The sequence below is a fragment of the Streptomyces sp. NPDC057280 genome, from assembly GCF_042668605.1.
Classification (GTDB): domain Bacteria; phylum Actinomycetota; class Actinomycetes; order Streptomycetales; family Streptomycetaceae; genus Streptomyces.
Map to the genome: position 1 here is coordinate 1,102,007 of NZ_JBHUYR010000003.1, position 16,560 is coordinate 1,118,566.

General features: G+C 69.8%; 14 protein-coding genes. 7 read left to right on the forward strand and 7 right to left on the reverse strand.

The features are described from left to right. Positions 1–281: 281 nt before the first annotated feature. The 3 genes from ACFUO4_RS23690 to ACFUO4_RS23700 all read left to right on the forward strand — a co-directional run bounded on the left by ACFUO4_RS23690 (position 282) and on the right by ACFUO4_RS23700 (position 2,903). Complete coding sequence (locus ACFUO4_RS23690) at positions 282–914, forward strand: DUF6230 family protein (protein WP_079312653.1); 633 nt, start codon at positions 282–284, stop codon at positions 912–914. Between the two features lie 137 nt (positions 915–1,051). Beyond that, a complete protein-coding gene (locus ACFUO4_RS23695) occupies positions 1,052–1,621 on the forward strand; it encodes a DUF6114 domain-containing protein (RefSeq protein ID WP_383487797.1) in 570 nt (189 codons plus the stop codon). Then, positions 1,611–2,903, forward strand: a complete 1,293-nt coding sequence (locus ACFUO4_RS23700) for a hypothetical protein (protein WP_079312651.1) — start codon at positions 1,611–1,613, stop codon at positions 2,901–2,903. The genes ACFUO4_RS23695 and ACFUO4_RS23700 overlap by 11 nt, the downstream gene beginning before the upstream one ends. Positions 2,904–3,039: 136 nt before the next feature. Here ACFUO4_RS23700 and pyk read toward each other — a convergent pair whose 3' ends face one another. The 3 genes from pyk to pta form a co-directional block, all read right to left on the reverse strand. Next, complete coding sequence (gene pyk, locus ACFUO4_RS23705; RefSeq protein WP_079312649.1) at positions 3,040–4,464, reverse strand: pyruvate kinase; 1,425 nt, start codon at positions 4,462–4,464, stop codon at positions 3,040–3,042. 82 nt (positions 4,465–4,546) lie between these two features. After that, a complete protein-coding gene (locus ACFUO4_RS23710; protein ID WP_383487801.1) occupies positions 4,547–5,770 on the reverse strand; it encodes an acetate kinase in 1,224 nt (407 codons plus the stop codon). Next, positions 5,767–7,860: a phosphate acetyltransferase gene (gene pta, locus ACFUO4_RS23715; RefSeq protein ID WP_079312645.1), complete on the reverse strand. Its 2,094-nt coding sequence runs from the start codon at positions 7,858–7,860 to the stop codon at positions 5,767–5,769. Before pta ends, ACFUO4_RS23710 begins: the two co-directional genes overlap by 4 nt. 192 nt (positions 7,861–8,052) lie before the next feature. Between pta and ACFUO4_RS23720 the strand changes: the two genes are divergently transcribed. Continuing rightward, on the forward strand, positions 8,053–9,078 hold the full coding sequence (locus tag ACFUO4_RS23720) for an ATP-dependent 6-phosphofructokinase (RefSeq protein ID WP_079312644.1): 1,026 nt from the start codon (positions 8,053–8,055) through the stop codon (positions 9,076–9,078). 19 nt (positions 9,079–9,097) lie between these two features. Here the strand turns inward: ACFUO4_RS23720 and ACFUO4_RS23725 are convergent, their stop codons facing one another. The 3 genes from ACFUO4_RS23725 to ACFUO4_RS23735 form a co-directional block, all read right to left on the reverse strand. After that, positions 9,098–9,811 carry an XRE family transcriptional regulator gene (locus ACFUO4_RS23725; protein ID WP_383487806.1) on the reverse strand — a complete coding sequence of 238 codons (714 nt, stop codon included), beginning with the start codon at positions 9,809–9,811 and terminating at the stop codon, positions 9,098–9,100. Between the two features lie 472 nt (positions 9,812–10,283). Continuing rightward, on the reverse strand, positions 10,284–10,982 hold the full coding sequence (locus ACFUO4_RS23730; RefSeq protein WP_383487808.1) for a response regulator: 699 nt from the start codon (positions 10,980–10,982) through the stop codon (positions 10,284–10,286). Continuing rightward, complete coding sequence (locus ACFUO4_RS23735) at positions 10,979–12,682, reverse strand: ATP-binding protein (RefSeq protein WP_383487811.1); 1,704 nt, start codon at positions 12,680–12,682, stop codon at positions 10,979–10,981. Before ACFUO4_RS23735 ends, ACFUO4_RS23730 begins: the two co-directional genes overlap by 4 nt. 120 nt (positions 12,683–12,802) lie before the next feature. Between ACFUO4_RS23735 and ACFUO4_RS23740 the strand changes: the two genes are divergently transcribed. Both ACFUO4_RS23740 and ACFUO4_RS23745 read left to right on the forward strand, forming a co-directional pair. After that, positions 12,803–14,239 carry a cation:dicarboxylate symporter family transporter gene (locus ACFUO4_RS23740; protein ID WP_179143251.1) on the forward strand — a complete coding sequence of 479 codons (1,437 nt, stop codon included), beginning with the start codon at positions 12,803–12,805 and terminating at the stop codon, positions 14,237–14,239. Between the two features lie 215 nt (positions 14,240–14,454). Continuing rightward, on the forward strand, positions 14,455–15,228 hold the full coding sequence (locus ACFUO4_RS23745; RefSeq protein ID WP_079306018.1) for a DUF2127 domain-containing protein: 774 nt from the start codon (positions 14,455–14,457) through the stop codon (positions 15,226–15,228). Here the strand turns inward: ACFUO4_RS23745 and ACFUO4_RS23750 are convergent, their stop codons facing one another. Then, entirely contained in the window at positions 15,229–15,669 is a 441-nt protein-coding gene (locus ACFUO4_RS23750) for a MarR family winged helix-turn-helix transcriptional regulator (RefSeq protein ID WP_079306020.1), read from the reverse strand. A 116-nt stretch (positions 15,670–15,785) separates the two neighbouring features. Between ACFUO4_RS23750 and ACFUO4_RS23755 the strand changes: the two genes are divergently transcribed. Continuing rightward, positions 15,786–16,424 (forward strand): maleylpyruvate isomerase family mycothiol-dependent enzyme, encoded by a 639-nt coding sequence (locus ACFUO4_RS23755; protein ID WP_383487941.1) that lies wholly within the window; start codon positions 15,786–15,788, stop codon positions 16,422–16,424. Positions 16,425–16,560: the final 136 nt, after the last annotated feature.

The window sequence follows — 16,560 nt, forward strand, 5'->3', positions numbered from 1 at the left end:
TCCCCACCGAGCAGAGCCGGCGGCAGTGGCGCCGGCTCTTGGACAGGGGGGTCTTCGCCCACCCGGCGAAGCCTGTCCAGGTTGTGCGTGATGTGCGTCAGGCGCGACCAGTGGTTGTCGCTCGGGGGTGATCGCCGGTGATCGGTGCGCGGTTCGCGCCTCCGAGTACGGGCGCTCTCCTTCCCGAGGACGTAGCACTTCTCCCATCCCTGCCCGGCTGAGCCGTCTTGTTCGACAGGGGCAGTCAGGGTCAGGAGATGTACGTCCGAGAAGGAGGAAATATGGAGTCCCAGGTGCGTGGCGGGACCAGATGGAAGCGGTTCGCCGTCGTGATGGTGCCCAGCGTGGCCGCCACGGCAGCGATAGGTGTCGCCCTCGCGCAGGGCGCTCTCGCCGCGTCGTTCAGCGTGTCGGGTCAGTCGTTCAAGGTGACGACCGACCAGCTCGACGGCAAGGGCTTCGTCCAGTACGGAGCCATTGACTCGGGTTACACGCTCGACGGCAAGAAGACGGCCCACCCCGTCGCGGTCTCGGCCTTCAAGTCCGCGACCATCAAGAACCTGTGCCAGTCGGTTGTCACCCCTGACATCCCGCTGCTCGGTTCGGTCAGCCTCATCCTGAAGGCCGGCGGTGGCGACACCCCGGTCGAGGCCGAGAACCTGTACATCGACGTCGAGGACCTCAGCGCCGACGCCACGTTCCACGGCATCGACATCGGTGTGGCGGCCAAGGACGCGGCCAAGGGTCCGGGTATCGCCAAGGGCGACACCGCCAACCCGTACGGGTTCGCGCAGCAGGCCGACTCGGTCACCCTGACCGACGTGAAGCAGACGGCGTGGGCGACCACCGCCGGAACCTTCAAGCTCAGCGGCCTGAAGATGTCGCTGTCCAAGGGTGTCAAGGAGTGCTACTAAGCACTCGCTGACGGGCGGGGGAGCCGGTGGCGCCCCCGCCCGTCCACTCTCAGGCGGCTGTTCGCACCTTCTCCACGAGCGGCCGCCCGATGCACCACTCACCACCACAGCAACGCCGTGACAGGGAGCTGTTTTCCATGAGCGCCGAGACTCCTGCCGTACCCGGCCGCGATGAGCACTACCTCCGGGTCGCCAAGCGGAAGTTCCGCGCCTGGCGAGGCACCCGGCCGTTCTGGGCCGGCCTGTTCGTCATCCTCGGCGGACTCCCCATCGCCTACTTCCCGTACGCAAACCTCCAGATCGGCCACCTGACGCTGGCGATGGCCACCACCGCCGGCGCGGGATCCCTGATCATCGGCGTGCTGCTGGTCGTCCTCGGCATCAGCCTCTGGTTCCAGAAGCACGTCCGCACCTTCGCGGGCGTCGCGGCGATCCTGCTGGCCCTGGTGTCCATCCCGGTCTCGAACCTCGGCGGCTTCCTCATCGGCTTCCTCTTCTCCCTCGTCGGCGGAGCGATGGCCGTGGCGTGGGTGCCGGGCGAGGCGCCCGAGGCGCAGCCGCTGCCGGAGGCCGGTGCGGGGGAGAGCGACGCGCCGCAGGGCGCGGTCCCCACGCTCTCCAAGGACGCGCACGACTTTGGTGAGCCGAACGATCTGTCAGGAACGAGCCCGGCGAACGGGGCGAACGGGAGGCACAGTGCCGGCTGACGAGGTGACCCACGGGACTGATGTGGACGAGTCCCGTGTGAGAACCGGGCCGCGCCACGCGGCACCCAAGAAGCCGCTGTTCACCCGGTTCCACATGCCGGCAGGCAAGGCGATAGCCCTCGCGGCGATGCCGACGGCGGTCCTCATGGGGATGGGGTTCACGCCGACGCTCGCCAACGCGGAGGACCAGCCCGCCGCCAAGAGCCTGACGGCGGACGAGTACAAGGACTGTGTCGCGGCCCTGGAGGACGGCGCGTCCGCGTCGGCCTCGCCGTCCGCGAGCCCGAGCGACTCCAAGGACGAGGCGACGCCGACCCCTTCGGCCTCCGAGACGAAGGACGCGGGCTCCGGTTCCTCGGACTCCGGTTCCTCGGGCGGCTCTTCGTCGGATTCAGGTTCCGACGACGAGGCCACGCCCACCCCGTCCGCGTCTGCCTCCAGCGAGCCGCAGTCGGGTTCCACGCCCGCGCCCACGCCCTCGGCCTCCGAGAGCAACGGCAATGTGCTGGACGAGATCGGCGACGTGATCACCGGCATCTTCACCGGTGGCGAGAGCGCGACGCCGTCCGCGAGCGCCAGTCCGACGCCGTCCGCGTCGGCCTCGGCGAGCGAGGACAAGGGCTCCGGTGACTCCGAGGGCGACGCGGGCGACGCGGTCAAGGACACCACCGAGAAGGTCACCGACACGGTCAAGGACACGACCGACAAGGCGACCAAGGCGGCCGAGGACACCACCGACGCGGTGAAGGAGGCGGCCGAGGAGGCCGCCGCCAGCCCGTCGCCGTCCGCGAGCTCCACCACGGACCCGGACGACTGCCCGGTCGCCACGGACGCGGAGAGCGGTGTCGACAACACGGTGCCGCTGCCCGACGACCCCTGGTACCTGAACGCCAGCTCGCTGCTGCTGAAGGGCGCCGACTACAAGGGCATCGTCGAGGTGAAGACGGCCAACGGCACCAAGAAGAAGGTGCTGAAGTACGTCATCTCCGACGGCACCGACATCGGCGACCTGCACCAGACGGTCAAGGACGACCAGTCCGGCAAGACCTACCACGTGCAGGCCGGCAAGGGCACCACGTCGACCATCCGGGACGGCAAGACGGTGATGTACACGGAGTCCATCTCCGGCAACCTGCTGGGCCTGATCCCGGTCACCTTCGACCCGGACAACCCGCCGCCGCTGAACATCCCGCTGATCTACTTCACCAAGGTGAAGGTCGTGCAGGCCGGCCAGTTCGGCGGCACCCTGCACATACCCGGGCTGCATCAGTACATCGACTGAGCGCCCCTGCAAGCCCGTTCGGGAGCCGCACAAGCGCTGAGGGCGCCCCCTGTCGCAGGGGGCGCCCTCAGCGTCGTACAGCCGCCTCTGTGGCCTCCGCGGCCGTAGCGGATTCCCTACGGCCGCACAGGGGGCCTTACTTCTCCCCGCCCAGGTGGTGGACGCGGACCATGTTCGTGGTGCCGGGGACGCCGGGGGGCGAGCCGGCGGTGATGATGACGATCTCGCCGTCGCTGAAGCGGTTCAGCTTGGAGACCTCGCCGTCGACCAGGTCGACCATCTCGTCGGTGCTGTTCACGAACGGCACGACGTACGACTCCACGCCCCAGCTGAGCGCCAGCTGGTTGCGGGTGCCCTCGTCCGTGGTGAAGGCGATGATGGGCTGCTCCGCGCGGTAGCGGCTCAGCCGGCGGGCGGTGTCACCGGACTTGGTGAAGGCGATGAGGCCCTTGCCGCCGAGGAAGTCGGCGATCTCGCAGGCGGCGCGGGCGACCGAACCACCCTGCGTACGCGGCTTCTTGCCCGGCACGAGCGGCTGCAGGCCCTTGGAGAGCAGCTCCTGCTCGGCCGCCTGGACGATCTTCGACATCGTCTTGACGGTCTCGATCGGGTACGCGCCCACGGAGGACTCCGCCGACAGCATGACCGCGTCCGCGCCGTCCAGGATCGCGTTGGCGACGTCGGAGGCCTCGGCGCGGGTGGGGCGCGAGTTGGTGATCATCGACTCCATCATCTGGGTCGCCACGATCACCGGCTTGGCGTTGCGGCGGCACAGCTCGATGAGCCGCTTCTGCACCATCGGGACCTTCTCGAGCGGGTACTCGACGGCGAGGTCGCCACGGGCCACCATCACGGCGTCGAACGCCATCACGACGGCCTCCATGTTCGCCACCGCCTGCGGCTTCTCCACCTTGGCGATGACGGGGACCCGGCGGCCCTCCTCGTCCATGACCTTGTGCACGTCCTGGACGTCGTTGGCGTCCCGGACGAAGGACAGGGCGACCATGTCGCAGCCCATGCGCAGCGCGAAACGGAGGTCCTCGACGTCCTTCTCGGACAGCGCGGGCACGTTGACGGCCGCGCCGGGCAGGTTGATGCCCTTGTGGTCGGAGACGACACCGCCCTCGATGACGATCGTCTTGACCCGCGGGCCGACGACGTCCAGGACCTTCAGCTCGACGTTGCCGTCGTTGATGAGGATCTGGTCGCCGCGCGAGACGTCGCCCGGCAGGCCCTTGTAGGTCGTCCCGCAGATGGACTTGTCACCCGGGACGTCCTCGGTGGTGATGACGAACTCGTCACCGCGCTCCAGCTCCACCGGGCCCTCGGCGAAGGTCTCCAGCCGGATCTTCGGGCCCTGGAGGTCGGCGAGGACACCGATGGCCTTGCCGGTCTCCTTGGCCGCGGCACGGACGCGGTCGTACCGGCCCTGGTGCTCGGCGTGGCTGCCGTGGCTGAAGTTGAAGCGGGCCACGTTCATGCCGGCTTCGATCAGGGACACGAGCATTTCGTGGGAGTCGACCGCGGGGCCGAGAGTACAGACGATTTTCGAACGGCGCATGGGGCGATCCTATCGGTTTGTTTCGCCGCGGAATATTCCGTCTGGCGGAAGATACAAATGGGCGGCAATGCGCTCAGGCGTGTTACTCCCGTGTATTACTTCCGACCAGTGCGTAGGTCTGAGTGGCGATCTCCAGTTCTTCGTCGGTCGGTATCACGGCGACGGCCACACGCGCGTGCTGCGGTGAGATCAGCCGCGGCCGGTCACTGCGTACGGCGTTCAGTTCGCCGTCCACCGCAAGGCCCAGCTCCTCCAGGCCCGCCACCGCGGCCTCCCGCACCGGACTCGCGTTCTCGCCGACTCCCGCTGTGAAGGCGACCGCGTCGACCCGGCCGAGCACGGCGTAATAGGCGCCGATGTACTTCTTCAAACGGTGAATGTAGATGTCGAAGGCGAGTTGCGCCTCCTCGTCACCCTCGTCCACCCGGCGGCGGATCTCGCGCATGTCGTTGTCGCCGCACAGCCCGATCAGACCGCTCTTCTTGTTGAGAAGAGTGTCGATCTCGTCGATGGACATTCCGCCAACCCGCGCCAAATGGAAGATGACGGCAGGATCCAGGTCACCGGAACGCGTACCCATCACCAGTCCCTCCAAAGGCGTCAGTCCCATGGAGGTGTCCACGCACCGGCCCCCTCGGACCGCCGAGGCGGAGGCCCCGTTCCCGAGGTGCAGCACGATGACGTTCACGTCCTCGGGCGCCTTGCCCAGCAGCGTGGCCGTCGCCCGGGAGACGTACGCGTGCGAGGTGCCGTGGAAGCCGTAGCGGCGCACGCGGTGCGCGTCGGCGGTCGCGGTGTCGATGGCGTAGCGGGCGGCCGACTCCGGCATCGTGGTGTGGAAGGCGGTGTCGAAGACGGCGACCTGCGGCAGGTCGGGGCGCAGCGTCTGGGCGGTGCGGATGCCGGTGAGGTTGGCGGGGTTGTGCAGCGGGGCGACCGGGATCAGCCGCTCGATCTCGGCGAGCACGGCGTCGTCGACGACGGTCGGGGCGGTGAAGGTCTGTCCGCCGTGCACGACCCGGTGCCCGATGGCGGCCAGCTCGGGGGAGTCCAGCCCCAGCCCGTCCTTGGCCAGTTCCTCCGCCACGGCCTTCAGCGCGGCCTCGTGGTCGTGGATCGGCCCGGACCACTCGCGGGTGGTGCCGGACTCGACGTGCGTGTGCCTGAGCCGGGAGGTCTCCTCGCCGATCCGCTCGACGAGCCCCACGGCCAGCCGGCTGCTGTCGCTCATGTCGAGCAGCTGGTACTTCACCGACGAGGAGCCGGAGTTGAGGACCAGGATGCGGGTGTCGCGGGACGAGCTCACTGGGCGGTTGCCTTCTCGGTCGGGGACTGGGCCTGGATCGCCGTGATGGCGACGGTGTTGACGATGTCCTGGACGAGCGCGCCCCGGGACAGGTCGTTGACCGGCTTGCGCAGCCCCTGGAGGACCGGGCCGACGGCGATCGCGCCGGCCGAACGCTGCACGGCCTTGTAGGTGTTGTTGCCGGTGTTGAGGTCGGGGAAGATCAACACGCTGGCCTGGCCGGCGACTTCGGACTCCGGCAGCTTGGTGGCGGCGACGGACGGCTCGACGGCGGCGTCGTACTGGATGGGCCCCTCGATCTTCAGGTCGGGCCGCCGCAGCCGCACCAGCTCGGTCGCCTCGCGCACCTTGTCGACGTCGGCGCCCGAGCCGGACGTACCCGTGGAGTACGACAGCATCGCGATCCGCGGCTCGACGCCGAACTGCTCGGCGGTCGCGGCCGACTGGATGGCGATGTCGGCCAGTTGCTCGGCGTCCGGGTCGGGGTTGACCGCGCAGTCGCCGTAGACCAGGACCTTGTCGGCGAGGCACATGAAGAAGACGGACGAGACGATGTCGGCGTCCGGCTTGGTCTTGATGATCTCGAAGGCGGGCCGGATGGTAGCGGCGGTGGAGTGCACGGACCCGGACACCATGCCGTCGGCGAGCCCCTCCTGGACCATCAGGGTCCCGAAGTAGTTCACGTCGGAGACGACGTCGTAGGCCAGCTCGACCGTGACGCCCTTGTGGGCGCGGAAGCCCGCGTACTTCTCGGCGAAGGAGTCGCGCAGCTCGGAGGTGGCCGGGTCGATCAACTGGGCGTCGCCCAGGTCGATGCCGAGGTCGGCGGCCTTCTTGCGGATCTGGTCCTCGGGGCCGAGCAGGGTCAGCTCGCAGACCCCGCGGCGCAGCAGCACCTCGGCGGCGTGCAGGACGCGGGCCTCGGTGCCCTCGGGCAGGACCACGCGGCGCTTGTCGGTGCGGGCCTGCTCCAGCAGCTTGTGCTCGAACATCATCGGCGTGACACGGTCGCTGCTCGGCGCGGAGACCCGCTTGAGCAGGTCGCCGGTGTCGACATGGCGCTCGAACAGACCGAGCGCGGTCTCCGCCTTGCGCGGCGTGACCGCGCTCAACTTCCCCTCCAGCGCGAAGAGTTGCTCGGCGGTGGGGAAGCTGTTGCCGGGCACCGAGAGGACCGGGGTGCCGGGGGCGAGGCGGGCGGCCAGGGTCAGGACGCCGTCGCTCGGCACCTCGTCGAGGGTGAGCAGCACACCGGCGATCGGCGGGGTGCCGGCACTGTGCGCGGCGAGCGAGCCGACGACCAGATCGGCCCGGTCGCCCGGCGTCACGACCAGGCAGCCCGGGGTCAGGGCCTTGAGGAGGTTGGGCAGCATCGCCCCGCCGAACACGAAGTCCAGCGCGTCCCGGGCGAGCCCGGCGTCGTCGCCGAGGAGCACCCGGGCGTCGAGGGCGTGCGCGACCTGGGAGACGGTCGGCGCGGCGAGGGCGGGCTCGTCGGGCAGCACGTAACAGGGGACGGGCAGCCGGGAGGCGTCGAGGCGCTCGGCTATGAGGTCGCGGTCCTCGCGGGCGACCCGGTTGGTGACCATCGCGAGGACGTCGCAGCCGAGGCCGTCGTAGGCGCGGTACGCGTTGCGGGTCTCGGCGAGCACGGACTCGGCCGGCTGCTTGCGGCCGCCCACGACGGGGATCACGGACGCCCCGAACTCGTTGGCGAGGCGGGCGTTGAGGTTGAGCTCGTCCGGGAGCTGGGTGTCGGCGAAGTCGGTGCCGAGGACGAGGACGACGTCGTAGTCGCGTGCGACGCGGTGGAACCGGTCGACGAGCGTGGAGACCAGCTCGTCCGTGCCCTGTTCGGCCTGGAGGGCGGACGCCTCGTGGTAGTCCATGCCGTAGACCGTGGCCGGGTCCTGGGAGAGGCGGTAGCGGGCGCGCAGCAGCTCGAACAGGCGATCGGGGCTGTGATGCACGAGGGGCCGGAAGACACCCACCCGGTCGACCTGCCGGGTCAGGAGTTCCATGACCCCCAGCTCGACGACCTGGCGGCCGTCGCCGCGGTCGATACCGGTCACGTACACGCTGCGGGTCACGCGTGCTCTCCAATCGCTGGGGCTCGGCTCGATGTCATAAAAATCGCCCACCGGGGTGAGCAGAACCCTCTTGACAATACCTTTCCTGATGGCTAAGGCGCCCGTCAGGACGGGATGCGGCAGCGGTCTGTGGGACGTGGAACAATCGGACAAGGCTCACCGGTATCAACAGCGAGCAGGAGACACAGCACGATGCGCATCGGAGTTCTCACCGCAGGCGGCGACTGCCCTGGCCTCAACGCAGTGATCCGGTCGGTCGTGCACCGAGCGGTCGACAACTACGGCGACGAGGTGATCGGCTTCGAGGACGGCTACTCCGGCCTGCTGGACGGCCGCTACCGCGCACTCGACCTCGACAGCGTGAGCGGCATCCTGGCCCGCGGCGGCACCATCCTCGGCTCCTCCCGCTTGGAGCGAGACCGTCTGCGCGAGGCCTGCGAGCGGGCCGAGGACATGGTCGCGGACTTCGGCATCGACGCGCTGATCCCGATCGGCGGCGAGGGCACGCTGACGGCGGCCCGCATGCTGTCCGACGCCGGTCTGCCGGTGGTCGGCGTCCCGAAGACGATCGACAACGACATCTCCTCCACGGACCGCACCTTCGGCTTCGACACGGCCGTCGGCGTCGCCACGGAGGCGATGGACCGCCTGAAGACGACGGCCGAGTCCCACCAGCGCGTGATGGTCGTCGAGGTGATGGGCCGGCACGCGGGCTGGATCGCGCTGGAGTCCGGGATGGCGGCGGGCGCGCACGGCATCTGCCTGCCGGAGCGCCCCTTCGACCCGGCCGACCTGGTGAAGATGGTCGAGGAGCGCTTCTCCCGCGGCAAGAAGTTCGCGGTCATCTGCGTGGCCGAGGGCGCGCACCCGGCCGAGGGCTCGATGGACTACGGCAAGGGCGAGATCGACCAGTTCGGCCACGAGCGCTTCCAGGGCATCGGCACGGCACTGGCGTACGAGCTGGAGCGGCGCCTCGGCAAGGAGGCCAAGCCGGTCATCCTGGGCCACGTCCAGCGAGGTGGCGTACCGACGGCGTACGACCGCGTCCTCGCGACCCGCTTCGGCTGGCACGCGGTGGAGGCGGCGCACCGGGGTGAGTTCGGTCGTATGACCGCTCTGCGCGGGACGGACATCGTGATGGTGCCGCTGGCGGAGGCGGTCACCGAGCTGAAGACGGTGCCGAAGGACCGGATGGACGAGGCGGAGTCGGTCTTCTAGGCCCCGTTCGTACCGGTGATCAGCCGGTGATCTCCTGGATGTTCGTCCAGAAGTGATCGACGATCCGGTCGAGGAAGTCCTGTCCCGCGGCGCCCGCGCCGTTGTCGCCGTTGCTGCTGCCCCAGCTGAGGGTGGCCACCATCTGCCCCTGGTACTCGCGGTGCAGCTCCTGGAGGGCGTCCTCCAGGAGCCGCCGGTCCAGGGGCACGATCTTGCCGACGGGACGGACGTAGGCCTGCCAGCGCGTGGTGACCGCACTGCGCAGATGTTCCGCGAGGCGCGGCTCGCGCCCGGTGACGGTGACGAAGTCCGGCAGGTCGAGTTCGAGGAGCTCGGCGAGGGCGGTGGCCTGGCGTTCGGTGCCGCGCCAGTCGTTGTTCTCCTCCATCCGCAGATAGGCGAGGATCTCCAGGCCCAGGGCGCGGGCGACGTCGTCGGGCGCGAGGCCGCGGGTGATGCGGTGCTCGCGCAGGGTCCGCGGCCGCCCGATGAGCTCACCCGGCGAACACCACAGCACGCCCGCGAGGGCGGTCAGCTCCGGGCTGGTCGGCGAGACCATGCCGCGCTCCCAGGCGACCACGAGGTCCGGGGTGACGTACGGCATCCCGTACGAGGCCCGCATGCCGTAGGCGACATGCTCGGGCCCCATGTTGAGGGCGGCTCTGAGGCGACGGGCGGCGGGGGCGTTGAAGGGAGGGCCTGGCTGGTTCGGGAGAGCTGGGGGTCGGCGCACGGGAGCAACGTAGGGGTGCGGGGCTTCGGTGACTACGGTCTGTTCGGCCAGGATCACGGATTGTAGGAACGTACGGTTTCGGCCAGGGGTTCGGGTGGCTGGGGATCGACGGTCGGTGGGGTGGGGGACGGTCGTGGGGTGGGTGCCGGGAAGGGGGGCGGCTTTGGGTACGACGTGAACGGCAAGGTAGAGGGGCATATGCGCGGGCGTTGGCCGGTGCCGGGCTTCGGGCACCTCGCGGGGATCGGGGGCGAGGGGGCGCCGTGGATCTCGACTGCGCGGGCGGGGTTCGAAGGCGGGTGCGGCAGGGGCAACAGGGCAATCGGACGTGTGAGGGAAGGGAACCCGCGGCGCAATCCCGTCGTCGCCAGGGGATGGCTGGAGCAGGTGGCCGGCTGTGCCTGCCCTGATGTCGCGGATGAGGGCGCGGAGGGCTTCGCGGGAATCGGTGCCACCGTCGACATCCCAGCCCCTAACGCCCCAACTCCCCCCGAACCCACCGATACTGCAACTCGGGCCGCCCCACGGTCCCGTACTGCGGAGCCCTGGCCGCCCGCCCCGCCTCAACCAGATGCTCCAAGTACCGCCGAGCAGTGATCCGCGAAATCCCCACCACCTCGGCCAACCCCGTAGCCGTGAGCCCCTCCCCGGAATCCCGCAGAGCGACCGTCACCCGCTCAAGCGTCGGCGCACTCAACCCCTTCGGCAGCGCCGCCGGCGACGGCGCCCGCAGCGAGGCCAACGCCCGGTCCACCTCGTCCTGCCCGCTCGCTTCCCCGACCGCCGCATGGAACTCGGCGTACCGCACCAGCCGATCCCGCAGCGTGGCGAACGTGAACGGCTTCAGGACGTACTGCACGACCCCCAGCGACACCCCTTCCCGCACCACCGTCAGATCGCGCGCCGACGTCACCGCGATCACGTCCGCCTGATGCCCCGCCGCCCGCAGCGACCGCGCGAACTGCAAGCCGTGCACATCCGGCAGATGCAGATCCAGCAAGAGCAGATCCACCGGCGTGCGGTCCAGCAGCCGCCGCGCCTCCGCCCCCGTGTGTGCCTTGCCGACCGCGACGAATCCCGGCACGCGGCCCACGTACATCACATGCGCATCCGCGGCGACCGGGTCGTCCTCCACGACCAGGACACGGATCGGCTGTGGCTGGGTCGTCATGCGTCGCCTCCGGATGCGGTACTTCGCGCAGCGCGCCGCCCGGTCCCGGCCGGTACGGCAGCTGTCGTCGACGCATCTTCGACCATGCCCGCGGTCGCCGTCCCCCCGGCATCCCGCAACGGCACCCGCACCTCGAACTCGGCCCCACCCCCGGCCGCCTCCGCCACCGCCAACGTCCCCTCATGCCGCGCAACCGCCTGCCGCACCAGAGCCAGCCCCAGCCCGCGTCCACCCGGCCCCGCCGGTTTCGTCGAGAACCCGCGCTCGAACACCGCCTCCGCATGCGCCGGGTCGACACCCTCACCCGTGTCCGCGACCCGCAGCACCAGCTCGCCACCGTCCGTGTACGCGGTCACCGTCACCCGCGCCCCCACACTTCCCTGCGCCGCGTCCACCGCGTTGTCGATCAGGTTCCCGAGGATCGTCACCAGGTCCCGGGCCGGGAGCGACGCCGGCAGCAAGCCGTCGTCCAACCGGCTGTCCTCCGACACCACCAGCTCCACGCCCCGCTCGTTCGCCTGCGCCGTCTTCCCCAGCAACAAGGCAGCGAGCACCGGTTCACTCACCGCCGCCACCACCTGGTCCGTCAGCGCCTGCGCCAACTCCAGCTCCGCCGTCGCGAAGTCCACCGCCTCCTCAGCCCTCCCCAACTCGATCAGGGAGACGACCGTGTGCAGGCGGTTCGCGGCCTCGTGCGCCTGCGAGCGCAGCGCCTGCGTGAAGCCCCGCTCCGAGTCCAACTCGCCCATCAGCGACTGCAGTTCCGTCACATCCCGCAAGGTCACCACCGTGCCCCGCCGCTCACCGCCCGACACCGGCGACGTGTTCACCACCAGCACCCGGTCCGCCGTCAGATGCACCTCGTCCACCCTCGGCTCCGACGCCAGCAACGCCCCCGTCAGCGGTGCGGGAAGGCCCAGGTCGGCCACCGACCGGCCCACCACGTCCCCGGGCGCCCCCAACAGCTCCCGCCCCCCGTCATTGATCAACGCCACCCGGAACTGGCCGTCCAGCATCAGCAGCCCCTCGCGCACCGCGTGCAGCGCGGCCTGGTGGTAGTCGTGCATCCGGCTCAGCTCGGCCGCGTTCATGCCGTGGGTGTGGCGACGGAGGCGGGCATTGATCGCGTACGTGCCGATCGCGCCCAGCGCCAGCGCGCCTCCCGCGACTCCGAGCAGGGCCGTGAGCTGGCCCTGAACCCGTTTGCTGATCGCCTCCACCTTGATGCCGGCGCTCACCAGGCCGATGACCTTCCCCTCCTCCATGATCGGCGTGACCGCGCGGACCGAGCGGCCGAGGGTGCCGGTGTAGGTCTCGGTGAAGGAGTCGCCGGCCAGGGCCGGGCCGATCCGGCCCAGGAACTTCTTGCCTATCTCCGTCTCCGTGGGGTGCGTCCAGCGGATGCCGTGCGTGTTCATGATCGTGACGAAGTCGACGTCGGCGTCGCGCATCACGCGGAGCGCGTACGGCTGGAGTCGCGCCGACGGGTCGGAGGTGTGGATCGCCTGCCGTACGGAGGGGGAGTCCGCGACCGCGCCCGCCACCGCCATCGCCTGGCGGCCCGCCGCCTCCTCCGCCTGGCTGCGGTCGCTGACGTACGTGAACAGCGCGTATCCCGCCACGAGCACCGCTATCAGCACCGCCTGCATGGCGAACAGCTGGCCGGCCAGGCTGCGGGGACGGGGGACGGGTACGCGCATGTCGTCAGTGTGCCTCTCTCGTTAAGTGTGAACTAAATGAACGGAAGGGTGACCGCCCTCACAGGGCGGGAGATAGTCACGGCATTCCTCAATCAGCCCGGACGTGAGCCGCACGCCGGTATGCCGACGAAGACGTCAAGGAGGGCAGCCGTGGCCGCCAGCACCCCCGCAGCATCCGGATCACCCGATACGGCACCCAAGGTCAAGAAGGACCGCACCCACTACCTCTACATCGCGGTGATCGTCGCGGTCGCCCTCGGCATCCTCGTCGGCATGGTCGCTCCGGACTTCGCCGTCGAGCTGAAGCCGATCGGCACCGGCTTCGTGAGCCTGATCAAGATGATGATCTCGCCGATCATCTTCTGCACGATCGTCCTGGGCATCGGATCGGTGCGCAAGGCCGCCAAGGTCGGAGCCGTCGGCGGTATCGCGCTCGGCTACTTCATGGTCATGTCGCTGGTCGCGCTGGGTATCGGTCTGATCGTCGGCAACATCCTCGACCCCGGCACCGGGCTCGCCGTCACCGACGCCGTCAAGGACGTCGGCCACGCCCAGGTCGACGCGGAGGCCAAGGACACCACCGAGTTCCTGCTCGGCATCATCCCGACCACCTTCGTCTCCGCCTTCACCGAGGGCGAGGTCCTCCAGACCCTGCTCATCGCCCTGCTGGCGGGCTTCGCGCTGCAGGCCATGGGCTCCACCGGGCAGCCGATCCTGCGCGGTGTCGAGCACATCCAGCGGCTCGTCTTCCGGATCCTCGCCATGGTGATGTGGGCCGCCCCGATCGGCGCCTTCGGCGCGATGGCCGCCGTCGTCGGTTCGGCGGGCGTGGACGCGCTGAAGGATCTCGCCCTCCTCATGGTGGGGTTCTACATCACCTGTTTCCTGTTCGTCTTCATCGTGCTCGGCGCGCTGCTGCGGGTGATCGCGGGCCTCAACATCCTCAAGCTCTTCAAGTACCTGGGCCGTGAGTTCCTGCTGATCCTCTCCACCTCCTCCTCCGAGTCCGCGCTGCCGCGGCTCATCGCGAAGATGGAGCACATGGGCGTCAGCAAGCCCGTCGTCGGCATCACCGTCCCGACCGGCTACTCCTTCAACCTCGACGGCACCATGATCTACATGACCATGGCCTCGCTGTTCATCGCCGACGCCATGGGTACGCCGATGTCGCTCGGTGAGCAGATCCCGCTGCTGCTCTTCCTGTTCGTCGCCTCCAAGGGCGCCGCCGGTGTCACCGGTGCCGGTCTCGCGACCCTGGCCGGTGGCCTTCAGTCGCACAAGCCCGCCCTGGTGGACGGCCTCGGCCTCATCGTCGGCATCGACCGCTTCATGAGCGAGGCCCGCGCCCTCACCAACTTCGCGGGCAACGCCGTCGCCACGGTCCTGATCGGCACCTGGACCAAGGAGATCGACCGCGCCCGGGTCGACCAGGTGCTCGCCGGTCAGCTGCCCTTCGACGAGAAGACGCTGCTCGACGAGGACGGCGACGGTGCCGGCGACGACGTCCACGCGGACGTGCCGGAGCAGGGCGGCGAGAAGGAACTCGCCAAGGCCTGAGGCCCCTCGGCCCACTGAAGTCTCCGGGCGGCTGGACAGCTCCCCCGTCGCTCAGCCGCCCGGGCACCGACACGACAAGAGTCGTCAGCACGACAAGAGTCGTCAGCACGGCAGAGTCATCACTCACCGAACTCTTACCCGCCCCCACTAGCCTGCCGCGCCTGCCCCCGTACAGGCGCGGCAGGCTCATTCGGCGTTCGGGGAAGGCACGGGGGATGGCGATCGACTGGGACCGGCGCACCTGCGCACGGCGCGGGCATGTGACGTACGCGCCGGACGACCCCCGGCTGCGGATCCGGCTGCGGGCCGACACCGGGCTCGGCGAGGTCTGGCGCTGTCTGCGCTGCGGTGACTTCGTGCTCGGCGAGCCGCACGGGGCGGGACCGGCCGCCGAGGCGCCCCTCGTGCCGCGCGGCAAGGTGCTGCGGGATCTGTTCGTGCTGCGCTTCCTCGCGATCGAGCGAGCCGTGCGGGGCGTGTTCATCGTGCTGGTCGCGGCGGCCGTGTGGAAGTTCAGCAACTCCCAGGACGCGGTGCGCCGGCTCTTCGACGAGTATCTCGACGTCTTCCGCCCGGTCTTCCGGCACTTCCACTACGACCTCGACCATTCACCGGTCGTCGGCACCCTCCAGAAGACCTTCGGATACAAGCACGACACCCTGCTTCTGGTGGCGGTGCTGCTCCTGGCCTACGCGCTCATCGAGCTCGTCGAGGCGGTCGGACTCTGGTACGCCAAGCGCTGGGCGGAGTATCTGACGGTCGTCGCCACGGCCGCCTTCCTCCCTCTGGAGATCTACGAACTCACCGAGCACATCAGCTGGTTGAAGATCGCCACCCTGGTCCTCAACATCCTCGCCGTGCTCTACATCCTGCTCACCAAGCGGCTGTTCGGACTGCGCGGCGGCCACCGCGCCTTCGAGGCGGAACGCCGGAGCGCGTCACTGCTGGAGGTCGAGGAAGCCGCGAAGGTGCCTTCCGGGGCCGCCTAGTCAGGCCCACGGGTCGGTGATCTCCCGCAGCAGCGACAGGGCCTCGCGCAGCTGCTTCATGCGGCGCTTGCCGAGGTGCTCCTCCCACTCCTTCTCCACCGCGGCCACCACCGCGTCGGCCACCTCCTTGGCCGCCCACGCCTTCTCCGCCCCGCACACCAGCCGGGCCCGCTTGTCCGTCGGGTCCGGGACCCGGGTCACATAGCCCGCCTTCTCCAGCTGGTCCACCAGGAAGCCCGCGGTCTGCTTGGTGATCTGGGCCTGTTCGGCCAGCTCGGTCAGCCGCGTGCCGTTCGGGCCGATGCGCTGCATGACGCGGGCCTGGGCGGGCGTGAAGTCGTCGAAACCGGCCTCGGCGAGCGCGGCGAAGACGCGATTCTCCAGGGCCCGGTACGGGAGGAACAGGAGCACGCCCGTGTTGAGCTCGCTCTCCGTCGGCATCGTCGAGGCTCCCTCGGTATCGCCGGTATGGCTGGTATCGCTTGACAGTGGTCAGAGACTCTGACTAATTTGGTCAGAGAAGCTTACCACTTGAGTGGGTGATTCCCATGGGCGTCATGCTGGCGACCGACGAGTTGTGGCAGGTCGTCGACCGCGAGCGCGCGAGCCTCGCGGACCTGCTGGAGAGCCTGAGCGCCGAGGAGTGGGAGACGCCCACGCGGTGCGGGGACTGGCGGGTGCGGGACGTGGCCGCCCATCTGACCCTCGCCGCCCGTATCACCCGAGGGCAGGCGGTACGGGAGATGCTGCGCGCCCGCGGGAACTGGAACCGGATGATCCATGACACGGCCGTGCGCGAGGCCGCGGCGCCCACCGACGTGATCGTCGGTCATCTGCGGTCGATCATCGGCTCCCGGCGCCTCGCCCCCATGACCTCACCGCACGAACCCCTGCTCGACCTCCTCGTCCACGGCCAGGACATCGCCCTCGCGCTGGGCCGTGAGCGGGCGGTGTCGCCGACCGCCGCCCGCGCCGCCGCCGAGCGCGTCTGGACCATGCGGCTCCCGCCCCGCCCCTGGCCCCTGCCGAAGGGGCGGCTCGTCGCCACCGACATCGAGTGGACGCGCGGGACCGGCGACGACCTCCGGGGGCCGATCACCGCCCTCCTCCTGCTGCTCACCGGCCGCCCGGACGCGGCCCGTGAGTGGGCCGAACGCGCCGGGGAACCGTGGACGGGGGTCACGACTCCTCGGTGACGTGACTTCCGGGTGGTGCGGTGAGCGGGTGAGCCGGTGCCGGGTGGTGCGGTGAGCCGGTGCCGGGTGGCGAGGTGCCCCTGGTGCCTCGGCGCCCCCGGCGCCCCCGGCGGCCAGGCGGCCAGGCGGCCAGGCG